18 protein-coding genes and 1 pseudogene are annotated in these 21,400 nt (G+C 63.1%); 7 read left to right on the plus strand and 12 right to left on the minus strand.

The features are described from left to right. Positions 1-62: 62 nt before the first annotated feature. From HCZ30_RS13035 to HCZ30_RS13050, 5 genes and pseudogenes are all read left to right on the plus strand, one after another. Positions 63-2,036 carry a heme lyase CcmF/NrfE family subunit gene (locus tag HCZ30_RS13035; protein WP_167638741.1) on the plus strand — a complete coding sequence of 658 codons (1,974 nt, stop codon included), beginning with the start codon at positions 63-65 and terminating at the stop codon, positions 2,034-2,036. After that, positions 2,033-2,242 (plus strand): annotated as a pseudogene (locus tag HCZ30_RS16665) (cytochrome c-type biogenesis protein); the annotation flags it as partial. The gene HCZ30_RS13035 and the pseudogene HCZ30_RS16665, both read left to right, overlap by 4 nt. Before the next feature lie 27 nt (positions 2,243-2,269). Beyond that, positions 2,270-2,677: a cytochrome c-type biogenesis protein gene (locus HCZ30_RS16830; RefSeq protein WP_432442768.1), complete on the plus strand. Its 408-nt coding sequence runs from the start codon at positions 2,270-2,272 to the stop codon at positions 2,675-2,677. A gap of 70 nt (positions 2,678-2,747) precedes the next feature. Further along, a complete protein-coding gene (locus HCZ30_RS13045; protein ID WP_167638743.1) occupies positions 2,748-3,524 on the plus strand; it encodes an enoyl-CoA hydratase-related protein in 777 nt (258 codons plus the stop codon). A 69-nt stretch (positions 3,525-3,593) separates the two neighbouring features. Next, positions 3,594-4,313, plus strand: a complete 720-nt coding sequence (locus tag HCZ30_RS13050) for a hypothetical protein (protein WP_167638744.1) — start codon at positions 3,594-3,596, stop codon at positions 4,311-4,313. A gap of 31 nt (positions 4,314-4,344) precedes the next feature. Here HCZ30_RS13050 and gltA read toward each other — a convergent pair whose 3' ends face one another. Further along, positions 4,345-5,640 (minus strand): citrate synthase, encoded by a 1,296-nt coding sequence (gltA, locus tag HCZ30_RS13055; RefSeq protein ID WP_167638745.1) that lies wholly within the window; start codon positions 5,638-5,640, stop codon positions 4,345-4,347. 88 nt (positions 5,641-5,728) lie between these two features. Then, the gene (gene gltX / locus HCZ30_RS13060) at positions 5,729-7,132 is read right to left on the minus strand and encodes a glutamate--tRNA ligase (protein WP_167638746.1); all 1,404 of its coding nucleotides are present in this window, start codon (positions 7,130-7,132) and stop codon (positions 5,729-5,731) included. Between the two features lie 73 nt (positions 7,133-7,205). Here gltX and HCZ30_RS13065 point away from each other — a divergent pair, with 73 nt between their 5' ends. Next, on the plus strand, positions 7,206-9,236 hold the full coding sequence (locus HCZ30_RS13065) for a ComEC/Rec2 family competence protein (protein WP_348640393.1): 2,031 nt from the start codon (positions 7,206-7,208) through the stop codon (positions 9,234-9,236). Here the strand turns inward: HCZ30_RS13065 and lexA are convergent. The 7 genes from lexA to HCZ30_RS13100 form a co-directional block, all read right to left on the minus strand. Continuing rightward, positions 9,193-9,879 carry a transcriptional repressor LexA gene (gene lexA / locus HCZ30_RS13070; protein WP_167638747.1) on the minus strand — a complete coding sequence of 229 codons (687 nt, stop codon included), beginning with the start codon at positions 9,877-9,879 and terminating at the stop codon, positions 9,193-9,195. The two genes, HCZ30_RS13065 and lexA, sit on opposite strands and share 44 nt — an antisense overlap. 84 nt (positions 9,880-9,963) lie before the next feature. Continuing rightward, complete coding sequence (locus HCZ30_RS13075; RefSeq protein ID WP_167638748.1) at positions 9,964-11,136, minus strand: molybdopterin molybdotransferase MoeA; 1,173 nt, start codon at positions 11,134-11,136, stop codon at positions 9,964-9,966. Further along, positions 11,133-12,044 (minus strand): GIY-YIG nuclease family protein, encoded by a 912-nt coding sequence (locus HCZ30_RS13080; RefSeq protein WP_167638749.1) that lies wholly within the window; start codon positions 12,042-12,044, stop codon positions 11,133-11,135. The genes HCZ30_RS13075 and HCZ30_RS13080 overlap by 4 nt, the downstream gene beginning before the upstream one ends. Then, positions 12,041-12,517: a cyclic pyranopterin monophosphate synthase MoaC gene (moaC, locus tag HCZ30_RS13085; protein WP_167638750.1), complete on the minus strand. Its 477-nt coding sequence runs from the start codon at positions 12,515-12,517 to the stop codon at positions 12,041-12,043. Before moaC ends, HCZ30_RS13080 begins: the two co-directional genes overlap by 4 nt. Continuing rightward, the gene (gene trpC / locus HCZ30_RS13090) at positions 12,517-13,329 is read right to left on the minus strand and encodes an indole-3-glycerol phosphate synthase TrpC (protein ID WP_167638751.1); all 813 of its coding nucleotides are present in this window, start codon (positions 13,327-13,329) and stop codon (positions 12,517-12,519) included. The genes moaC and trpC overlap by 1 nt, the downstream gene beginning before the upstream one ends. A 47-nt stretch (positions 13,330-13,376) precedes the next feature. Continuing rightward, positions 13,377-14,393: an anthranilate phosphoribosyltransferase gene (gene trpD, locus HCZ30_RS13095; protein ID WP_167638752.1), complete on the minus strand. Its 1,017-nt coding sequence runs from the start codon at positions 14,391-14,393 to the stop codon at positions 13,377-13,379. Further along, complete coding sequence (locus HCZ30_RS13100; RefSeq protein ID WP_167638753.1) at positions 14,390-14,977, minus strand: anthranilate synthase component II; 588 nt, start codon at positions 14,975-14,977, stop codon at positions 14,390-14,392. Before HCZ30_RS13100 ends, trpD begins: the two co-directional genes overlap by 4 nt. Positions 14,978-15,132: 155 nt before the next feature. Here HCZ30_RS13100 and HCZ30_RS16835 point away from each other — a divergent pair, with 155 nt between their 5' ends. After that, the gene (locus HCZ30_RS16835; protein WP_167638754.1) at positions 15,133-16,596 is read left to right on the plus strand and encodes a divergent polysaccharide deacetylase family protein; all 1,464 of its coding nucleotides are present in this window, start codon (positions 15,133-15,135) and stop codon (positions 16,594-16,596) included. A gap of 95 nt (positions 16,597-16,691) precedes the next feature. Here the strand turns inward: HCZ30_RS16835 and trpE are convergent, their stop codons facing one another. From trpE to HCZ30_RS13120, 3 genes are all read right to left on the minus strand, one after another. Further along, positions 16,692-18,203, minus strand: coding sequence for an anthranilate synthase component I (trpE, locus tag HCZ30_RS13110; protein ID WP_167638755.1), 1,512 nt, complete (start codon positions 18,201-18,203; stop codon positions 16,692-16,694). A gap of 15 nt (positions 18,204-18,218) precedes the next feature. Beyond that, the gene (locus HCZ30_RS13115) at positions 18,219-20,063 is read right to left on the minus strand and encodes a peptidyl-prolyl cis-trans isomerase (RefSeq protein ID WP_167638756.1); all 1,845 of its coding nucleotides are present in this window, start codon (positions 20,061-20,063) and stop codon (positions 18,219-18,221) included. 84 nt (positions 20,064-20,147) lie between these two features. Next, complete coding sequence (locus tag HCZ30_RS13120; protein WP_167638757.1) at positions 20,148-21,326, minus strand: aminotransferase; 1,179 nt, start codon at positions 21,324-21,326, stop codon at positions 20,148-20,150. Between the last annotated feature and the right edge of the window lie 74 nt (positions 21,327-21,400).

The raw sequence follows: 21,400 nt of genomic DNA on the forward strand, positions 1-21,400 counted from the left end.
TTTGCGCAAATTTTAACCGGCTTTTGATTTGGCCCCGTCCGTAGATCGGATAGAACGGGGGCATGATTACAGAACTCGGACACTTCACCCTGATTCTGGGCTTTGGCGTTGCCATCTTCCAGATGATCGTTCCCATGATCGGTGCCTCGAAAGGCTGGCGCGGGTGGATGTCCGCGGCAGAGCCCGCAGCGACCGCCCAGTTCCTGCTGGTCGCCTTCAGCTTTGCGGCGCTGACACATGCCTTTGTGACCTCGGATTTCTCGCTGCGGCTGGTGACGCTGAACAGCCATTCGGCGAAACCCATGATCTACAAAATCTCGGGCGTTTGGGGGAACCACGAAGGGTCCATGCTGCTGTGGCTGCTGATCCTCGTGTTGTTCGGCGCTTGCGCCGCGTGGTTCGGCGGCAACCTTCCTGCAACGCTGCGCGCGCGGGTTCTGTCGATCCAGTCGGCCATCGCGGTGGCGTTTTTCGCGTTCATCCTGTTCACGTCGAACCCGTTCGTGCGCCTCGCGCAGCCGCCCTTTGACGGGCAGGATTTGAACCCGCTGCTGCAAGACCCCGGTCTCGCGTTTCATCCGCCGTTCCTCTACCTCGGCTACGTTGGCCTTTCGATGTCGTTCTCCTTCGCGGTTGCGGCGCTGCTCGAAGGCCGCGTCGATGCCGCTTGGGCGCGCTGGGTGCGTCCGTGGACGCTGGCCGCATGGGTCTGCCTGACCATCGGCATCGCGCTGGGGTCGTGGTGGGCGTATTACGAGCTGGGCTGGGGCGGTTTCTGGTTTTGGGATCCGGTCGAGAACGCATCCTTCATGCCGTGGCTGCTTGCCGCTGCGCTGCTTCATTCCGCGATCGTCACCGAAAAGCGCGAGAGCCTGAAAAGCTGGACGATCCTGCTGTCGATCCTCGCGTTCGGCTTCTCGCTGCTGGGCACGTTCCTCGTGCGTTCGGGCGTCATCACGTCCGTCCACGCTTTTGCCAACGACCCCGAGCGCGGCGTGTTCATCCTCGCCATTCTTGCGATCTTCCTTGGCGGTGCGCTGACGCTTTACGCGGTGCGCGCGTCGAGCATGGTGGCGCAGGGCGTGTTCTCCTCCGTCAGCCGTGAAAGCGCGCTGGTGATGAACAATATCCTGCTGGCCGTGTCCGCGTTTGTGGTGTTCGTTGGAACGCTCTGGCCGCTGGTCTCCGAGGTCACGATGGGCCGCACGCTGTCCGTCGGCGCGCCGTTCTTTAACGCGGCCTTCACACCGTTCTTCGTCGGCCTCGCGGTGATCCTGCCGCCGGGTGCGATCCTTGCGTGGAAGCGCGGCAGCCTGAAAAAGGCGATGTCGTCGCTCTGGGCTGTGCTGGCGTTGGCCGTCGCTGCGGGCGCGCTGACATTCGCACTCCAAACGGGCCGTAGCGCGCTCGGTCCCATTGGCGTCGTGCTTGGCGTCTGGGTGGTTGCGGGCGCGATGATGGACCTCTGGACCCGCGCAGGCAAAGCGGATGTGGGTGCGCGCGTGCGCCGTATCCGCAACCTGCCACGCGCCGATTGGGGCAAGTTCTGCGCCCACGCGGGCCTCGGTATCGTGATGTTCGCGATTGCCGGTCTGACCGCGTGGGAGGCCGAGGATATCCGCACCGCGAATATCGGTGACAGCTTTACCGTGCGCGACGTGACAATCACGCTCGAGAGCGTCGATCAGGTCGAAGGGCCGAACTATTTCAGCCAGATGGCGCAGTTCACGGTCAGCAAAAACGGCCGCGAAATTGCGACGCTGCACCCCGAAAAGCGCGTCTATCCGATTGCCGCGATGCCGACCACAGAGGCGGGCATCGACAACGGCTTCCTGCGCGACATCTACTTGGTGATCGGGGACAAGCAGGCAGACGGCGGCTATGCCGTGCGGACCTATATCAAGCCCTTCGCGAACTGGATCTGGGGCGGCGCGATCCTGATGGCCATCGGCGGTCTGATCTCGCTCACCGACCGCCGTCTGCGCGTGGCTGCCGGTGCTGCCAAGGCGCGTAGCAAGATGGTGGCTGCAGAATGAAACGCCTGATCCTTCCGCTCGCGCTTGCCGCGACGCCCGTACTGGCCGTTCAGCCGGACGAGATGCTGTCCGACCCGATGTTCGAAGCCGAGGCGCGCGAAATCTCCGAAGGGCTGCGCTGTCCGGTCTGTCAGAACGAGAATATCGACGACTCGAACGCGGTTATCGCGGGCGAGTTGCGCATCCTCGTGCGGGAACGGCTGCTGGTGCATTACCTTGAGGCGCTGGAAGAGGTGCTCGCGGGCACGGACATCGCGGCGAACATCCAGCAGGGTCTGAACGATGCGGCGCGTCCGTCGACCGGTGTCATCATCAATGAGGCGTTCGTGGACGACATCCTCGCGCAGATCGATGCAGCGGGCATGGACGTTGAAGCCGTCGATGCCGAGGCGCGCGAGGTCTATCTGTCGGGCAACCCGCAGCAGGAGGTCGTGGACTACATCGTGGCGCGTTATGGGGAGTTCGTGCTGCTCCAGCCGACGACCCAAGGGGCGAACCTTGTGCTCTGGATTGCGCCGCTGGTGATGCTGATCCTCGCACTCGGCGTGGGTATCGTGACGATCCGCAACAAGCCTGCGGCAAAGCCCGACGCGCTGAGCGACGAGGAAAAGAAGCGGCTCGAGGAAATCTTGGGGTCGTGACGCTCCGTCGCGCTTTGTCTGGCGCGGAGTCAGGGTAGTCTGCGGGAAATTTCACAGAGGATTCACCCGCATGGAATACGCGACCATCAAGCTTACACTGGCCGACAATGCGGCGACGATCCGCCTGAACCGTCCGGACAAGATGAACGCGCTGAACTCGCAGATGCGGGCGGAATTGACCCACGCGATCAAGGATATGGGCGCCAAGGCGCGCGTGATCGTGCTGACGGGCGAGGGGCCTGCGTTCTGTTCGGGGCAGGACCTCGGTGACGGCAAAGCGATTGCCCCGGATGATCTGCCGCGCATCCTCGAAGACGAATATGTGCCAATGCTGAACGCGATCTACGACTGCCCCGTGCCGGTCATCGCGGCGGTCAACGGCGCTGCGGCGGGTGCGGGTGCGAACCTCGCGCTGGCGTGCGACGTGGTGATCGCTGCCGAAAGCGCGGTGTTCATCCAAGCCTTCACGCGTATCGGCCTGATGCCCGACGCGGGCGGTACGTGGTTCCTGCCGCGCCAGATCGGCATGGCGAAGGCGATGGGCTCGATGCTGTTCGCCGACACCATCGCCGCGCGCAAGGCCGCCGACTGGGGCATGATTTACGAAGCGATCGCCGACGAAGGCTTCGAGGCGTACTGGCAAACCCGCATCGCGCAGCTCGCCTCCGGCCCGACCGAAGCCTACCGCTCGATCAAGCAGGCGGTTCGCGCCAGCTACGGTAACACCGTACAGGAGCAACTGCTGCTGGAGGCCGAGCTTCAAGGCGTTTGCGGCAAAACCACCGACTTCAAAGAGGGCGTGATGGCCTTCCTCGAAAAGCGCCCCGCGAAGTTCCAAGGGAAGTAAGGCAAACCGTCATCGACGCGCAGGCTGACGCTAGGGTACCTTGGCGTCAGTAGTTGCGAGTGACGTGTTATGCCCGAAGAGACCAGAGAAGACCTGATCCGTTCCTATTACCGCGTACGGACCGCGCTGGGGCTTCTGGGGCTGTCGTTGCCGGTCACGCTGATCATCGGCGGCATCCTTCCGCTCGGGCATATCGAGCCGTCGATTTCCGACTATTACCACACGGTCCTGCGCGACATCTTCGTCGGGACCATGTGCGCGATTGCGCTGTTCCTGATCTCCTACAGCGGCCACCGCCGCGCGATGGGAGAGAGGATTTCCGACAACTTCATGACGACCTGCGCGGGGCTTGCGGCCTTTGGCGTGGCGTTCTTTCCCAACGAAGGGCCGGAGGGCACGGTGGCGTCGTCGCTGGCGCAACTGGCGCTCGGCCGCGATCTGGCGGCGACGGGGCATTACACATCGGCGGTGATCTTCTTTACCTGTCTGGCCTACATGTGCCTCGCCAAATTCTCGCGCACGGCCAAGCCGTTCCGGCGCCGCATCTACAAGGCCAGCGGCTGGTGCATCGTGGCGATGACCTTCGCGATCATCGGTGCGTCCTATGCAAAGATCAGCCTGACTGGCCCGCTGCACGATTTCGTCGTCGATTACATGCTGGTGCTGTGGTTCGAAGCCGTCGCAATCTGGGCGTTTTCCATCGCGTGGCTGACCAAGGGCAGGGCGGAGATGTCGATCGTCAAACTGGTGAAGCGCAAGCCCCACGCGGCACCGACCCCCGCAGAATGAAAAGGCCGCCCGAAGGCGGCCTTTTGTTTGATTAGCGCTCTTCGAGCGGCGTGTAATCGCGGGCCATCTCGCCGAGGTACAGCTGGCGCGGACGGCCGATCTTGAGCTGCGGGTCTGCAAGCTGTTCCGACCACTGCGAAATCCAGCCGACGGTACGGGCCAGAGCGAAGATCGGGGTGAACATCGAGGTCGGGAAGCCCATCGCGTCGAGGATGATGCCCGAGTAGAAGTCCACGTTCGGGTAGAGCTTCTTTTCCTTGAAGTACGGATCTTCCAGCGCGATGCGCTCAAGTTCTTTCGCAACCTGAAGGGTCGGGTTGTCTTCGATGCCGAGCAGGTCGAGCACTTCGTCAGCCGACTGCTTCATGACCTTCGCACGCGGGTCGAAGTTCTTGTAGACGCGGTGACCAAAGCCCATCAGACGGAACGGATCGTTCTTGTCCTTGGCGCGCTCGATGAATTCCGGAATGCGGTCGACCGAGCCGATTTCACGCAGCATTTCCAGACATGCCTGGTTCGCGCCGCCGTGTGCCGGACCCCAGAGGCAGGCGATGCCGGCTGCGATACATGCGAACGGGTTCGCGCCCGACGACGAAGCAAGGCGGACGGTCGAGGTCGACGCGTTCTGTTCGTGGTCGGCGTGCAGGGTGAAGATACGGTCCATCGCGCGGGCGAGGATCGGGTCGACTTTGTACTCGTCAGCCGGAACGGCAAAGCACATGTGCAGGAAGTTCGCGGCATACGACAGGTCGTTGCGCGGGTAAACGAACGGCTGGCCGATCGAGTACTTGTAGGCCATCGCAGCAATGGTCGGCATCTTCGCGATGAGGCGGTGCGATGCGATCTCGCGCTGGCGCGGGTCTGCGATGTCGGTGGAGTCGTGGTAGAAGGCCGACATCGCGCCGACAACACCAACCATGGTCGCCATCGGGTGGGCGTCACGGCGGAAACCACGGAAGAAGTGGTGCATCTGCTCGTGGATCATGGTGTGGTTGGTGATGGTGTTGACGAACTTCTCGTACTCGTCTTTCGACGGCAGTTCGCCGTGCATCAGCAGATAGCAGACTTCGAGATAGTTCGACTGTTCAGCCAGCTGGTCGATCGGATAACCGCGGTGCAGCAGCTCGCCCTTGTCACCGTCGATATAGGTGATGGTGGAGTCGCAGGAAGCGGTCGAGGTGAAGCCCGGATCGTAGGTGAAAACGCCGGCTTGCGCGTACAGTTTACGGATGTCGATGACATCCGGACCGCCGGTCGGCGAAAGGATCGGCAGTTCGTAATCCGAGCCGTCGATATTCAGCTTAGCGGTCTTGTTGTTCTCGGCCATTCTTTATCCCCTATGTGGACCCGTGGGCCGGATGGCCCGCGGGGGGTGGTCGTAGTCACCGCCTTAACGACACGAAATGCATGTCTTCTTAGGCAGTTACATCGTTCAACCGGGCGAGCGTCTCGTCGCGGCCCAGAACGAGCATCATGTCGAATACACTAGGCGAGACCGCGCGACCGGCAAGAGCGGCGCGGAGAGGTCCGGCCAGCTTACCCAGTTTGGTGCCGTTAGCTTCGGCGACCTGTGCGACGATCCCCTCCAAGGTCTCACGCTCCCAGCTAGCATTTTGCAACTGCGGCGTCAATTCGCTCAGTATACCACGGGATACCGTATCGAGGGCAGCTTCGGCCTTCTCGTCCAGCTCCAGCGGGCGCTCCGCAAGGATAAAGTGCGCCTTTTCAACGAGTTCGCCCAGAGTCTTCGCGCGATCTTTCAGACAGTACATCGCCCGAGACATACCGTCACGCTGTGCATCCGTGAACGGCTCCTGTCCGGATGCCGCAAGGTAACCCTCCAATTCTTGCAGCAGTGCAGCGTCGTCCGCCGCCGCGATGTGCTGACCGCAGATATTCGCGAGCTTTTTGAAGTCGAAGCGCGAGGGCGATTTGCCGATTCCGTCGAGGCCGAACCACTCCATCGCCTGCGCGTCGGTGAAGAATTCATCGTCGCCATGCGCCCAGCCCAGACGGGCGAGGTAGTTGCGCATACCGGCCGCCGGATAACCCATCGCCTGATACTCATCGACGCCGGTCGCGCCGTGACGCTTCGACAGCTTCTTGCCGTCGGGGCCAAAGATCAGCGGGATGTGCGCGTAGACAGGCAGATCCCAGCCCATGTTGGTGTAAATCTGGATCTGGCGCGCCGCGTTGGTCAGGTGGTCGTCGCCGCGGATGACGTGGGTGATGCCCATGTCGTAGTCGTCGACAACAACGGCCAGCATGTAGGTCGGGGTGCCGTCCGAACGCAGCAGAACCATGTCGTCGAGCTGGTCGTTGCGGATGGTCACATCGCCCTGCACCTGATCGTGGATCACCGTCGCACCATCACGCGGCGCCTTTAGACGCACGACATACGGCGCATCGGGGTAGTCCGCCGGATCGGCGTCACGCCACGGAGACAGGAACAGGGTCGAACGCTTTTCAGCCGAAGCCGCATCACGGAACGCCTGGATTTCATCCTGAGTGGAGAAGCACTTATACGCCATGCCCTTGGCGAGCATCTCGTTGGCCACTTCGGCGTGACGGTCCGCGCGCTCGAACTGGCTGACGACATCGCCGTCCCAGTCGAGGCCGAGCCAGGTCATGCCCTTGAGGATCGCTTCGGTCGCTTCGGGGGTCGAGCGTTCGCGGTCGGTGTCCTCGATCCGCAGGAGGAATTTGCCACCGCGTCCACGGGCGAACAGCCAGTTGAACAGCGCGGTGCGGGCGGTGCCGATGTGCATGTAGCCGGTGGGCGAAGGCGCGATACGGGTCACGACGGGCGAAGCGGTCATTTCTTTACCTTTTTCTAAGCAAGGTCGGTTTGACTGAGGGGATAAAGGGCAAGGCAGGTCAGGACAAGTGCAGGTGTGGGATTGGTTGGTCCGGCAGTGGGGTCTTCAACGGGGATACCTGCCCAATTGGGTGCCTGTGCTAATGGGCTGCGGTGTCGTCTGGTACTTTGGTCTGCCGCGCGAGCCCAGCGTGGCGGAGTGGTCGTGGCTGCTTGGCGCGGCCCTTCTGGCGTGGGTATTGGGTCTGGTGTTGTCCGGCTGGCGGCCTTTGTGGTTCATGGTCGCGCTGGCGATCAGCGGGGCGCTGCTGGCAGGGGTCGAGGCCAACCGCTTCGCCGCACCGCAACTGACGTTCCGCTACTACGGGCCTATCGTCGGACGGATCGTTCAAATCGACCAGTCGCAATCCGGCGCGGTTCGCCTGACGCTCGATCAGGTGGTGTTGGAGCGGATGGGATCGGACCGCACGCCAGAGCGCGTCCGCGTGTCTCTGCATGGCGACCAGCACTGGATGGTCCCCGAGATCGGGTTGCGCGTCGGGCTGACGGGCCATCTGTCGCCGCCCTCTGGCCCGGTCGAGCCGGGGGGCTATGATTTCCAGCGCAGTGCGTGGTTCGACCGCCTCGGGGCTGTCGGTTACACCCGCACGCCCGCCGTGGTGATCGCGCTGCCCGACCGCTCGCACCCCGTCGCGGCCTTCCGCCATCACCTGTCCGAGGTGATCCGCGCCCACATGCCCGACCGGACGGGAGGCTTCGCCGCTGCCATCATCACAGGCGACCGCTCCACATTGGACGAGACGGCGGTGGATGCGCTGCGGGCTACGAACCTCGCGCACCTTCTGGCGATTTCGGGCCTGCATATGGGCCTCCTGACGGGGCTGGTGTTCGGCGGCGCGCGTTTGCTGTTCGCGTTATTTCCGCTGGTTGCATTGCGCTGGCCAACGCGCAAAATCGCAGCCGTTTTGGCGATTGCGGCGGGCGCGGGGTATCTGGTGGTATCCGGCGCCAGCGTCGCCACCCAGCGCGCCTTCGTTATGGTCACCGTGATGTTCATCGCCGTGCTGCTGGACCGCCGCGCGATCTCCATCCGCTCGGTTGCCGTGGCCGCGACTTTGATCCTGATCGCCGCCCCGCAAGAGGTCATGGGCCCAGGTTTCCAGATGTCATTCGCCGCAACCGTGGCGCTGGTCGCGGGTTTCCAAGCCATGCGCGGGCGGTTCCCGAGAGCGCCGAAGCTCTTGCGCCCGTTGGTCGGTGTCATCGCGTCATCCGCGCTCGCGGGCCTCGCCACGGCACCGTTTTCTGCCGCGCATTTCAACCAGATCAGCCACTATGGCTTGATCGCCAACGTCCTGAGTGTCCCGATGATGGGCGCGGTCGTCATGCCGTCCGCCATCGCTGCGCTGGTCCTCGCGCCGCTCGGGCTGGAGTGGATTGGGTTCGCGCTGATGGACTTCGGCCTCGGGTGGATTTTGACCGTCGCCGAAACCGTGGCGAGCTGGCCCGAGCCTGTGACTTTCATCGTCTCGCCCGCACGTACCACCTTGGGCCTCATGACGGTCGGAGGTCTGTGGTTCGCCATCGCGCGGGGGCATTTCCGTCTGGTTGGGCTGGCTCCAATTGCACTCTCCGCCGTCCTATGGTCCCAGACCGAGCGGCCCGACATCCTGATCTCCGACACGGGCGGGTTGGTCGGCGTGATGACAGCCGAGGGCAGGGCGCTGAACAAACCCAAGGGCGACGGCTTTTCTGCCGAAAACTGGTTGCAGAATGACGGAGACGGGGCGGCGCAGGCCGTGGCGGCGGGGCGCATTGTCGCGAACTCAACGATCCTCGGTATTTCGGGAAAGCGGTCGCTGGAGGCGTTGCAAGGTTGCGATGGTGCGCGCTACCTCGTCACCAATCAGCCCGACGCAGGAAAGCGCCCCTGCGAGACTTTTGACCTGAACCGCCTGCGCAAGTCAGGCTCGGTCGCCATATACGAAAACGGGCGGGTCGAGACCGCCCGTCAAATCACCGGTGAGAGGCTTTGGAACGGCGGCGCGGCGCCGCTCACCTTCAGTAGCTTCGGATCAAACCGACAAGGCGGCCCTGAACCTTGACCTGATCGTCGCGCAGCATTCGCGTCTCGTAAGCAGGGTTCGCGGCTTCGAGTGCGATCATACCCTTCTGGCGGCGGAAGGTTTTCAGCGTCGCTTCGGCATCTTCGACCAGCGCCACAACAATATCACCGTTATCTGCGGTGGTGGTTTCGCGGATGATCACCACGTCACCGTCGTTGATCCCGACCTCGATCATCGAGTCGCCGCGAACCTCCAGCGCGAAGTGATCACCCTTGCCGACCATCGTCTGCGGGATCATCACGTTGTGGCTGATCTCAGAAATCGCCTCGATGGGGACACCGGCAGCGATGCGGCCCATGACGGGCAGTTCGATGACGCCAATCGCTTCCACCATCGGTGCTGGCTTCGGTTTGTCCGCTTTGCCGCCGTCGATAACCTCGGGTGTGAAACCATGCTTTTCCTGAAGGCTCTCCGGCAGCTTCAGAATTTCCAGCGCACGGGCGCGGTGAGCGAGGCGGCGGATAAATCCGCGCTCTTCCAAAGCGGTAATCAAACGGTGAATGCCGGATTTCGACCGCAGATCCAGCGCGTCCTTCATTTCATCGAAAGACGGCGGCACACCATCGCGCTGCACGCGCTTATGGATGAATTCGAGCAGGTCGAGCTGTTTTTTGGTCAGCATGGGGCATCCTTGCACAGTTTCGCGGTTTGGACCACGTTTGTTCTATGTTCTACCCATGTTCCCGTTTTGTGTCAACAATTCCGTTCACAGTGGAACGATTTCAACGACTTCGCCTTTCTGGCGCGCCTCGTCACCGATGGGGCGGATCACGAGGCAGTTCGCCTCCGCCATCACGGTCAGCAGCGAGCTGTCCTGCGATCCGGCAATCGTCACCTCGTCGCCATCGAGCGTGGCGCGCATGTAGTGCGTGCGCGGTCCGTTTTTCGGCGTGTCATGTCCAAGGCGGGCAGTGCGGGTCGCGGGCAGCACATCGTCCAGCCCCTGCATCCGCTTGACCAGCGGGATAAGGAACAGCAGCGCGCAAACGATGGCGGAGACCGGATTGCCAGGCAGGCCGAGATAGGGCGCTCCGTGCGGAAAACGCCCTGCAATCAGCGGCTTACCTGGGCGCATGGCGATCTTGTAGAACGACCGCTCGACGCCGAGTGCATCGCTGACCTTGCCCACCAGATCGTAGTCGCCGACCGAAGCGCCGCCGATGGTGATCGCGATGTCGCCGGTCATGGCCTTCATGGCGTCGGTGATCGCCTCTTCGGTGTCGGCGGCAATCGGGTGGATGTGCGCGATGCCGCCGGCCTGTTCGACGAGCGCTTTGATCGCAAAGAGGTTCGACGCGATGATCTGGTCGCGGGTCGGCACCTCGCCGGGCATGATCAGTTCGTCGCCGGTGGCGAGGATGTCGACCACTGGGCGCTTTGCCACGGTCACGCGGTCGACGTTCATTGCGGCGAGCAGCGCGAGGTCGATGGCGCTGAGACGGCGAGGGGCCTTGAGCGCGAAATCGGACGGGAAATCAACGCCTTCGGGGCGGATGTTCGGGCCGTCTCCGAGGTTCGGCTGAATGGTGATCGTGTCGCCGTCACGATCCACGTCCTCTTGGATGACAACGTGGTCGGCCCCCTCGGGTACGGGCGCGCCCGTGAAAATGCGGACCGCCTGACCGGCTTCCAACGTGCCGTCCCAGCCATGTCCCGCGGCGGACTCGCCCACGACCGTGAAGGCCGCGCCGATGGCGACTTCGCTGTTCTTGACCGCATAGCCGTCCATCGCCGCCGAGCGGAACGGAGGCTGCGCGCGGCCCGCCTGCGCGGAGACCGCTAGAACCCGCCCCGCCGTATCAGCAAGCGCGATTTCCTCGGTGCCGACAGTGCCCGCAAGCCCAAGGCAAAGACGCTGCGCTTCCTCGACTGAGATCATTCTGGCGTATCCTCGATCTGTTGGTCTTCCCATTCGGCGTAAGTGGTATCTTTTTTATTAACTAGTTTCCAATCAGTGCGACCGTTGGTTGTTCGGCCAATGCAGATTGCCGCGGCGGCGGAAGCGGATGAGAATGCGTAATTCTCCGTAAATATACCGACGCCGTCGGTAGTTGAGATAATGCCCTTTTGGAGCAGTTCGTCGTGCAAATTATAGTAGTGCGCTTTATTATATCGGGGGCCTGCCCACGCACCGCGAACTTCCGATCCTGCTTGGACCACCATTTCACCATCGATAAGTTTCGCCACAGCACGAATATTATGTTTGGGCATAATAAATTCGAAGGTCGGCACCGCTAGTGCGTCTGCATCCGAATTCGCAGTCGGCTTTGAAGACCGCTTCTTGCTCATAAACATATCAATACGGACTGCCGGCAGAACCATCATTAATGTGTCGAGGAACGACTCCATGTTGGAAACGGCAGCTTCTGTGAGACTGCTGCGCGGGGGCGTATTGCTGTTGCCGAGGGAAACCGCACTTACGTCACGGGCGATCTCGACCAGCCGCGATTCAAGGTATTTGACATGCGCCTTGTGAAGGTTGTCGGCTGCAGACGTGATGATGATTGCTGTGTCCCACCACTCTTTTGTCTTGTCCCGGATATGGTCCCGCAAACGGTGACGAACGTCTTCAGCCTCGCCGATATAGGCATGTGGCTCACCGTCTCTTTCGCCGATCAAGACATAGACGCCTGTGTGTTCGGTTTCGCGGCGGCCCAGTGCTTCTTTGATCTGGGTGCGCGGGAACCGGAGCACGTGGCCGGTCCAGTTGAACACCTCGGCGGTCAACATGCCGTCGGGACGGCCATCGACAAAGAACAGCTCTAGAGAGCGACCACTGATATTCATTCCGCCTCGAAGCGTCCGGATTTGCCGCCGTCTTTTAGGGTGACGCGGATGCCGCCGATGACCATGTCTTTCTGGACGGCTTTGACCATGTCGTGGACGGTGAGCGCGGCTGTGGAGACGGCGGTGAGCGCTTCCATTTCGACGCCGGTCTGGCCGGTGGTCTTGACGGTGGCCGAAATGCGCACGCCGGGGAGCGCGTCGTCGGGGGTCAGTTCGACCGAGACCTTGGTGATCGGCAGCGGGTGGCAGAGCGGGATCAGCTCTGCCGTTTTTTTGGCGCCCATGATGCCGGCAAGGCGGGCGATGCCGAGCACGTCGCCTTTTTCCGCGCGGCCTTCGACGACGAGGGCCAGCGTCTCAAGCGTCATGGTGATGTAGCCCTCGGCCACTGCGATGCGGGACGTGACGGCTTTGTCCGAGACGTCGACCATATGGGCCTTGCCGGCCTCGTCGAAGTGGCTGAGGCCCGACATCAGAAGCCTCCGGCGTTCAGCGGGTTGGCGAGCAGGGTGCGGGTGGCGTTCGCTACGTCGTCCTGGCGCATCAGGCTTTCACCGATGAGGAAGCTGCGGGCACCGTAGCGGGCCATGTCGGCGAGGTCGTCAGGCGTGAACAGGCCGCTTTCGCAGACGATCATGCGGTCCGCAGGTACCATGCGCGAAAGCTGGCGGGTGGTGTCCAGCGAGGTCTCGAAGGTGTTGAGATTGCGGTTGTTGATGCCGATCATCGGGGATTTGAGCAGCGTGGCGCGCTCCAGTTCCTCGGCGTCGTGGACCTCGATCAGAACGTCCATGTTGTACTCGAACGCGGCGGCTTCGAGTTCCTGCGCCTGCGCATCCTCGACGGAGGCCATGATGATTAGGATGCAGTCGGCGCCCATCGCGCGGGCCTCAGTGACTTGGTAGGTGTCGTACATGAAGTCCTTGCGCAGGACGGGCAGGTCTACGGCCTCGCGGGCGGCGATCAGGTAGTCTTCGTGGCCTTGGAAGCTGGGCGCGTCGGTGAGGACGGACAGGCAGGCCGCGCCGCCGTCTTCATAGGCTTTGGCAATCGCGGGCGGATCGAAGTCCGGACGGATCAGCCCCTTGGACGGACTGGCTTTTTTGACCTCGGCGATCAGGCCGTAACCTTCGCGGCTGGCGGCTTGAAGGCTCTCGTGGAAGCCGCGGACGGGGGACGCGCTACTTGCGGCATCCTCGACCTCGGACAGGGGGCGGGCCTCTTTGCGCGAGGCGACTTCCTCGAGCTTGTAGGCTTTGATTTTATCCAGAATGGTGGCGGTCATAATTACTCCGGTGGCGGCCGCACATGCGGGGCTGCCAGTTTGGTATTTCAGGCTTCCGACGTGACTTTGGCCAGCATGGTGACTGCGGCCTTCGCGCGTTGGCTATCGATGGATTCAGTTGCGATTTCAACGCCTTCCTTGAGGCTGCTTGCACGGTCCGCAACGACCAGCGCAGCGGCGGCGTTCAGCAGGACGGCATCGCGGTAAGCGCCCGCTTCGCCGTCCAGCAGCGCACGAAGCGCATCCGCGTTTTCCTCGGGCGTGCCGCCGAGGATATCACGCAGACGGTGCACGGGCAGACCGGCGTCCTCTGGGTGGACTTCAAGGCCCTTGATCTCTCCGTCCTCCAGCGCGGCGACAGAGCTTGCGCCGGTGATCGACAGCTCGTCCATGCCGTCGTTGCCGTGAACGAGCCACGCCTTTTCGGCGCCGAGTTCCTTCAGCGTCTCAGCCATCGGCCAGATCAGGTCGACCGCGAAGGCCCCCGTCAGCTGACGCTTGACGCCAGCAGGGTTGGTCAGCGGGCCGAGGATGTTGAAGATCGTCTTGCATCCCAGCTCCTGTCGGACCGGCATGACGTGCTTCATCGCGGGGTGGTGCATCGGGGCCATCATGAAGGCGATGTTCGCTTCCTTCAGGCCACGTTCGACGATTTCTGCGCCGACCATGACGTTGATGCCGAGCTGGCCGAGCGCATCGGCAGCGCCCGATTTCGACGACACATTGCGGTTGCCGTGCTTTGCCACGGGCACGCCTGCGCCAGCGACGACAAAGGCGGTCGCGGTCGAAATGTTCAGCGTACCAAGGCCGTCACCGCCCGTACCGACGATGTCGATTGCGCCCTTGGGGGCGTTCACGGGGATGCACTTGGCGCGCATGGCGGCAGCGGCGGCCGCGTATTCCGACACTGACTCGCCTCTGGCACGCATGGCCATCAGCAGGCCCGCGACCTGCGCATGGCTCGCGCCGCCTTCGAACAGGATTCCGAACGCCTGATTGGCCTGCGCACGCGAAAGCGGACCTTCGGAAGCGGCGTAGATGAGCGGTTTGATTGCGTCGGTCATGCGTTCACCTTCATCTTGGCGATAGTCAGGAAGTTTTCGAGCATCTGGTGCCCGTGCTCGGACGCGATGCTTTCGGGGTGGAACTGCACGCCCTGGATCGGCAATTCCTTGTGCTGGAGGCCCATAATTGTGCCGTCCTCGAGCTGCGCGGTGACCTCGAGACAATCGGGAAGGCTTGCGCGCTCGACGACCAGCGAATGGTAGCGCGTTGCGGCAAAAGGCGAGGGCAGACCTGCAAAAACACCTTTGTTTTCGTGGTGCATGGTGCCCATCTTGCCGTGAACGATCTCGTGGCAGCGCACGACTTTGCCGCCAAACGCCTGACCGATGGTCTGGTGGCCAAGGCACACACCCATCAGCGGCGTCTTGGTTTCCGCGGCCGCAGCCGTCAGCGCAAGGCAGATACCCGCATCATCGGGGGTGGCGGGGCCGGGCGACAGCAGGATCGCTTCGGGTTTCATCGCCATGGCCTCTTGGACGTTGAGTGCATCGTTACGCCAGACCCGTACGTCAGCGCCCAATTCGCCCAGATAGTGGACAAGGTTGTAGGTGAAGCTGTCGTAGTTATCGATCAAGAGCAACATGGTAGGCCCAACAAGCATTTAGGGGTTTTGCCGGAGACAAAGTCGGCGATATAGTCGGGCCTACACAATCCCGTTCAGCCACCATCGTCAAGGTGCGGGGGCCACTCCTGATCGGAGAATTGTGAGGGCAGACTACAAAACACGGGGGCACAAACGTGTTACGCGGATTACTAGGTGGAGCAGCGGTCGGCGCAATCGTCGCCGGGCTGGGACTTGCAGCGGCGTCGCTGTTCGTTTCGGTCCCGATTTCGAACGAGGCCCCGCAGGTCGAGGATACCACCACACTGGCCCCTGAGGTCGCCATGCCCGCAGAGCCGACGCTCGAAGTGGAGCCCGTGACGGGCATCCAGATCGAAGCGCCCATGCTGGCCCCGCCGCCGACCGAAACCGAAGCGGAGGTCGAGGAAACGCCCGACCTGACGCTCTCTGCGGATAAGCCGCAGGTCGACGCCTCGCTCGGGATGGAGCTTGATGCCCCGACGGTGAACAGCGATCCCGCCGTTTCCGCCACCGACGAAGACCCCGTGCTGCCGAGCCCGCTCGCCGCCGCGCCGCAAACCCCGCCGAATGAAAGCGACCTGTCGGTCAGCACCGAATCCGCCGTGCCAGTCATCGTCGAAATGCCCGAAGAGGACATGCCCGCCGCAGAGGCCGAAACTGCCGCAGGCGCTGTTCCGTCCACCGACGACACGCCGCTGCCCGACATGGCCGTCGATCGCCCCGCCGCTGAAGCGCCCGAAGCCGCGCCAGAGGCTAGCACCGTGCCCAGCGTCGCAATGCCTGCGCCCGAACCGAACGCCCCCGCAGTGCCCCGCGAACGACCCTCGTCCATTCAGGTCGGCGGCAATTCCATGCCCGGCAATGCGGGCGGCGTCGTGATCCGGCGCTTGGTGGACGACACACCCGCAACGGATACCGCGACCGAAGCCGCACCCTCCGCCATGAGCGAAGCGCTGGTTGCCTATTCCATCCCGTTCACCGACCCGCTGGAGATGCCGAAACTCTCGATCATCCTGATCGACGAAGGCGCGCTGCCTGACGGCCCGACGCTGGTGCGCTCGATCCCCTTCGATGTGACGGTCGCTATCCCCATGTCGGACGAGAACGCCGCGCAGAAAATGCGTGACTACCGCGCCGCCGGTATCGAAGTCGTCGCCATCGCCGATCTGCCCGCCGGCGCATCCGCTGGCGACGCCGCCACCTCGATGGAGGCCACCTTCAACACGCTCCCTGAAACCGTCGCGCTCCTAGATATCGGCATCGACGGCGCGCAGCCAAGCCGCCAAGCGACCGAAGCCGTCCTCAGCCGCCTTGATGCGGACGGTCGCGGCTATATCAGCGGTCTCGACGGCCTCGGCTCCGGCCTGCGCCTTGCCGATACCTTCGACGTCCCCGCAGTGGAGATCGCCCGCGATCTGGATAGCAACGGTCAGGACGCCACGGTGATCCGCCGCTTTCTCGACTTCGCAGCCTTCCAGACCCGCCAACAGGACGGCGCCGTGCTGCTCGCCCGTATTCGCGCCGAAACGATCTCTGCCCTGACGCTCTGGGCCACCGCCAACCGCGCCAGTCAGGTCGCGCTCGCTCCCGTATCGGCCATCCTGCTCGAACAGGACTAAAATAAAGGGCGCCTCATTCGGGCGCCCTTCTTCATTCTGAAAAAAATATCTCGGGGGGTGAGGCCGCAACGCCGCGGGGGCAGCGCCCCCAACCCTCAACGGTTGCCGCTGCTGGTGAACCGCGAAGCATCTTCCGCGGCTTTGCGGATCGCGTTCGATTTGTGGACGGTTTCCATGTATTCGGACTCGGGGTTTGAATCGTAAACGATCCCTGCACCGGCCTGAATGTACAGCTTCTCGTCCTTCAGCACCGCAGTGCGCAGCGCGATGCACATGTCCATGTCGCCGTTGGCGCTGAAGTAGCCCACGCCGCCGCCATAGACGCCGCGCTTTTCGGGCTCCAGCTCGTCGATGATCTCCATCGCGCGGACCTTCGGCGCGCCCGAAACGGTGCCTGCGGGCATACCGGCAAAGAACGCGGATAGCGCGTCGTGTTCCTCGGACAGCTCCCCGACGACGTTCGAGACGATGTGCATAACGTGGCTGTAACGCTCGACGATGAATTCCTCTGTCGGGCGCACCGTTCCAATCTTGGACACACGGCCCACATCGTTGCGGCCGAGGTCCAGCAGCATCAGGTGCTCCGCCAGTTCCTTCTTGTCGGCCAGCAGATCGGCTTCGAGCGCGTTGTCTTCCTCGGGCGTCGCGCCGCGGGGGCGGGTGCCCGCGATCGGGCGGATCGTCACGCGGCTGCCGACAACCTGCACGAGGATCTCGGGGCTTGCTCCGATGATCTGGTAGCCGCCGAAGTTGAAGTAGAACATGTAGGGCGACGGGTTCGTACGGCGCAGCGAACGGTAGAGCGCGAAGGGCGGCTCTTTGAAGTCCTGCGTCCAGCGCTGGGACGGCACGACCTGGAAAATGTCACCGGCGCGGATGTAGTCCTTAGCCTTTTCGACCGCCGCCATGAACCCTTCTTTGGAGAAGTTGGACACGGCAGGGGCTGCATCATGCGCCTCGCGGAATTCGCGGCTGTCGACGGGCACGGGGCGGTCCATGGCGCGCTGCGCGTCCATCACCCGCTCGGCGGCTTGGGCATAGGCGGCCTTGGCCGACATGCCGGTGTTGGCCCATGCGGGGGACACGAGGATGACGTCGCCCTTCACGCCGTCCAGCACCGCGATCACGGTCGGGCGCATCATCACCGCATCGGGCAGGCCGATGGGGTCGGGGTTGGCGTCGGGAAGGCGCTCGACCAGACGGATCGTGTCATAACCTAGGTAGCCGAACAGACCCGCAGCCGCAGCGGGCAGATCGTGCGGCAGGTCGATACGGCTTTCGTCTAGCAGCTTGCGCAGCGAGGTCAGCGGATCGTCCTGTTCGTCAACGAAAGCGTCCTCGTCGTAACGGGCCGAACGGTTCAGGCGCGCAGTCTCGCCGCGGCATTCCCATACCAGATCAGGGTTCATGCCGATGATCGAGTAACGACCGCGGATTTCGCCGCCGGTCACGCTTTCGAGCATGAACGCGTCCTTACCCGCACCGGCAAGGCGCAGCATCAGCGACACGGCGGTGTCGAGGTCGGCCGCGAGGCGGGTGAAGACGATCTGGTTCTTGCCTGCGTCAAAGTTGGACTTGAACGTCTCGAAGTCGGGGCTGAGCGCCATTTAACAGGTTCCCGTTTACTGGAATTGGGTCAGAACAGCGCTGACAGCCGCGTCGTTGATGTCGACCTCGGTTTTGGCTTCGAGCTCGCGCAGGGTGATGAGGAAGATATCCTCGGCCATGCCGTTGGCGGCGCGTTCGGCTTCGGTCGTCATCAGCGCTTCGGTGTCGGCGTTGCCTTGTTCTGGCGCTTTTTCCTCGTCCACGCGGGCAATCACGGCGCCGTCCGCGTAGGGCACAGCGAATGCTTCACCGATGTTGGTGGCAAAGACCTCTTGGACAAAGCCCTGCGGGGTGCGGTCGATGAAGGTGCGGCGGGTGACGTTGTCGTCCTGCTGCGGCGAGAGGCCCAGCTCTTCGAACGATGCGCCGTTTGCCAGCTCGCCGGTCAGCTCGCGGCCTTTTTCGACGATGGCGTTGCGGGTGGCGTCGGCCATCCATGCGGCTTCCACGTCGGAGCGGGCTTCGTCCAGCGGGATGACTTCCGGCTCGCGCACCTCGGTGATTTCCATGGCAAAGAGGCCGCCGTCTTCGAGTGCGATGACCTCGGGGTAGTCGCCGATTTCGCCGTTTGCCGCAGCTTCGCGGAATTCGGGGTAGGCGGCCATGCCGTCGGTGTCTTCGGCGGTCCATTCGACGGTCGAAACGGTGATGTCGGTGGTGTCGGGCAGGTCTTGCAGGGCAACGCCGCCAGCCAGTTCGTCGGTGATGAGTTCGGCCTGTTCAGCGATCTGGCGGCGGGCTTGGGTCAGCGCCTGTTCGTTGCGCAGTTCCTCGCGGGCGTCCTCGAACGGAACGGTGTCGGCGGCGAGAACGGCGTTCATGCGAAACAGGGCGGGACCGACGAGCGTGTCGATCGGGCCGACGACTTCACCGGTTTCGGCGGCAAAGACGGCATCGCCCGCGTTGCTGAGATCGCGCTGCGATACGTCGCCCATGTCAATGTCGTCCAGCGTCAGACCGCGTTCGGTGACGATGGCGTCAAAGGTGGTCTCGCCCGCGTCGATGGCGGCTTTGGCTTCTTCGGCTGCGGCCTGATCGGAGAACGGCAGACGCTCGACAAGGCGGCGCTCTTCCGTGTTGTAGACGTCGAAACGCTGCTCGTAGAGCGCGCGCAGGGTCTCGTCATCGAAATCGAGGCTTTCGGCGATGTCCGACGGCAGCAGCGACGCGACGGTGATGACCTTCGTCTCCGGACGGGTAAAGTCGGCGGCGTGCGCCTCGTGATACGCGGCCAGCTCTTCGTCGGTCGGTGCGGCGACCGGCTCCGTCAGGATGCTATCGTCGAGCGCAGCCCACGTGATGTCGCGGCGGGTCGCGAGGTAATCGGCGCGCACTTCGGCAAAGTTGGTGGCCGGTTCGATGCCCGTCACGAGGCCAAGCTGGAGGAGGGTGCCTGCAACTTCGTCGCGGACCTTGTCTTCGTAGCGGCCTTCGCGGGTGCCCATCTGGCTGACGACGTTGCGATAGGTGTCGCGGTCGAACTGGCCGGTCAGGCGGCTCTGGAACATCGGGTTGGCCTGAACGCTTTCGCGCACGGCGTCGTCACCGGCAGAGATGCCCAAATCGGCGGCAGCGTTTTCCATGATGCGGCGGTTGAGCATACCGCTCAGCACGTCCTGCGGAATGCCCGACGCCTGCATCTGCGCCATGCTGATCGGCGTCTGGTACTGTGCGCTCAGGCTCTGGCGGGCCTGATCCAGTTCGAGACCGAATTCCTGCGTGGTAATTTCCTTGTCACCGACAGACGCGAGCGTGTTGTTGGAGAGCGAGAGATTGGTGCTGCCAAATCCGAGCAAGCTGACCACGACCACACCCAGAACAATGTAGACGCCAATGCTCGATTTCTTCTTCGTCGCCACTTTCGGCTCCTCCCGTCGGTACGTACTGCCGGATGAATTATAACGGCCCGCAACTCAATAACAGGCCAGATGCGGGGCGCAAGATCAGAGAGCGACCTGCTCCAAACGATCGAACAACGTGTTGATGCCTGCGCGGTCCACGTTGGCGAAGGCGATGCGGAGCTGACGTTTGCCCGCTGCGTTGTCATCGGGCATGAACATCGTCCCCGGAAGCAGCAGAACGCCCGCTTCGGTGACAAGCTTTTTGGCCACTTCGTCGGACGGCAGATCGAAGGGATGTTCGACGTAGGCAAAGTAGGCGCCGCATCCGAGCAGCTTCCAGCCTTTGTCCGCAAGGCGGTGGAACCCTTCGTTGATGGTGGCGCGGCGGTCGAGGATCTCTGCGCGTTCACCCGCCAGCCACTCGCCAAGGTTCTGCATCCCCCAGAGCGCCGCCTTTTGGCCGATCTGGTTCGGGCAGATCGCAACGGTGTCGAGGTATTTTTCCACCTCCGCAAGGATCGGTTGCGAGGCGCAGACCGCACCGACGCGGTGGCCCGTCAGGCGGTACGCCTTGGAGAAGGAATAGAGCTGGATGAACGTCTCTTCCCAGCCATCGCGGGTAAAGAGGTCATGCGGTGCGCCGTCCCGCGCGTCGAAATCGCGGTAGGTTTCGTCCACGATCAGCTTGATATTTTTGGATCGGCAGAGCGCGTAAAATGCCGAGAGCGTTTCCGCAGGGTATTCGACACCGCCGGGATTGTTCGGGCTGACGAGGACGATGGCTTGCGTGCGGTCAGTGATGAGCGCGGCGGCGTCCTCTGCGTGCGGGATTAGACCTTCGCGCGGGGTCAGCGGGACGGTTTTAACGCCCGCCATGTCCAGCCACATGCGGTGGTTGAAGTAGTAGGGGACGGGCAGAATAACCTCGTCGCCCTCGGTGCAGAGCGCGGTGGTGACAGCCGTGAACGCCTGATTACAGCCCGAGGTGATGGCGACCTGATCCGCCGCAAGAGTGCCGCCATAGGAGGCTGTCCACTGTTTTGCGATCTCGGCGCGGAGTTCCGGCAGACCCAGAACGGGACCGTAGAGGTGCGAGGACGCGTCGTTCACCACCATGTCGGCCATGGCGCGCAGCATCGGCTCCGGCGGAGTATCGACGGGGGCGGCCTGACTGACGTTGATGAGGGGGCGGTCTTCGGGGAACGTGACGCCCTCGATCCAGCGGCGTGCCTCCATCACCGGCGGGGCGAAGGTGGTCTGGGTGCGGGAGAGGTGCGTCATGTTCGGTATCCCAAGGAGCGCCTGTGGCGCGAGGTTATATCTCGTCCTCGGCCGCTGGCCTCGCCCTCGGGCTG

Origin of the sequence: Marivivens donghaensis, assembly GCF_011806565.1 — a bacterium.
Taxonomy (GTDB): Bacteria; Pseudomonadota; Alphaproteobacteria; order Rhodobacterales; family Rhodobacteraceae; genus Marivivens; species Marivivens donghaensis_A.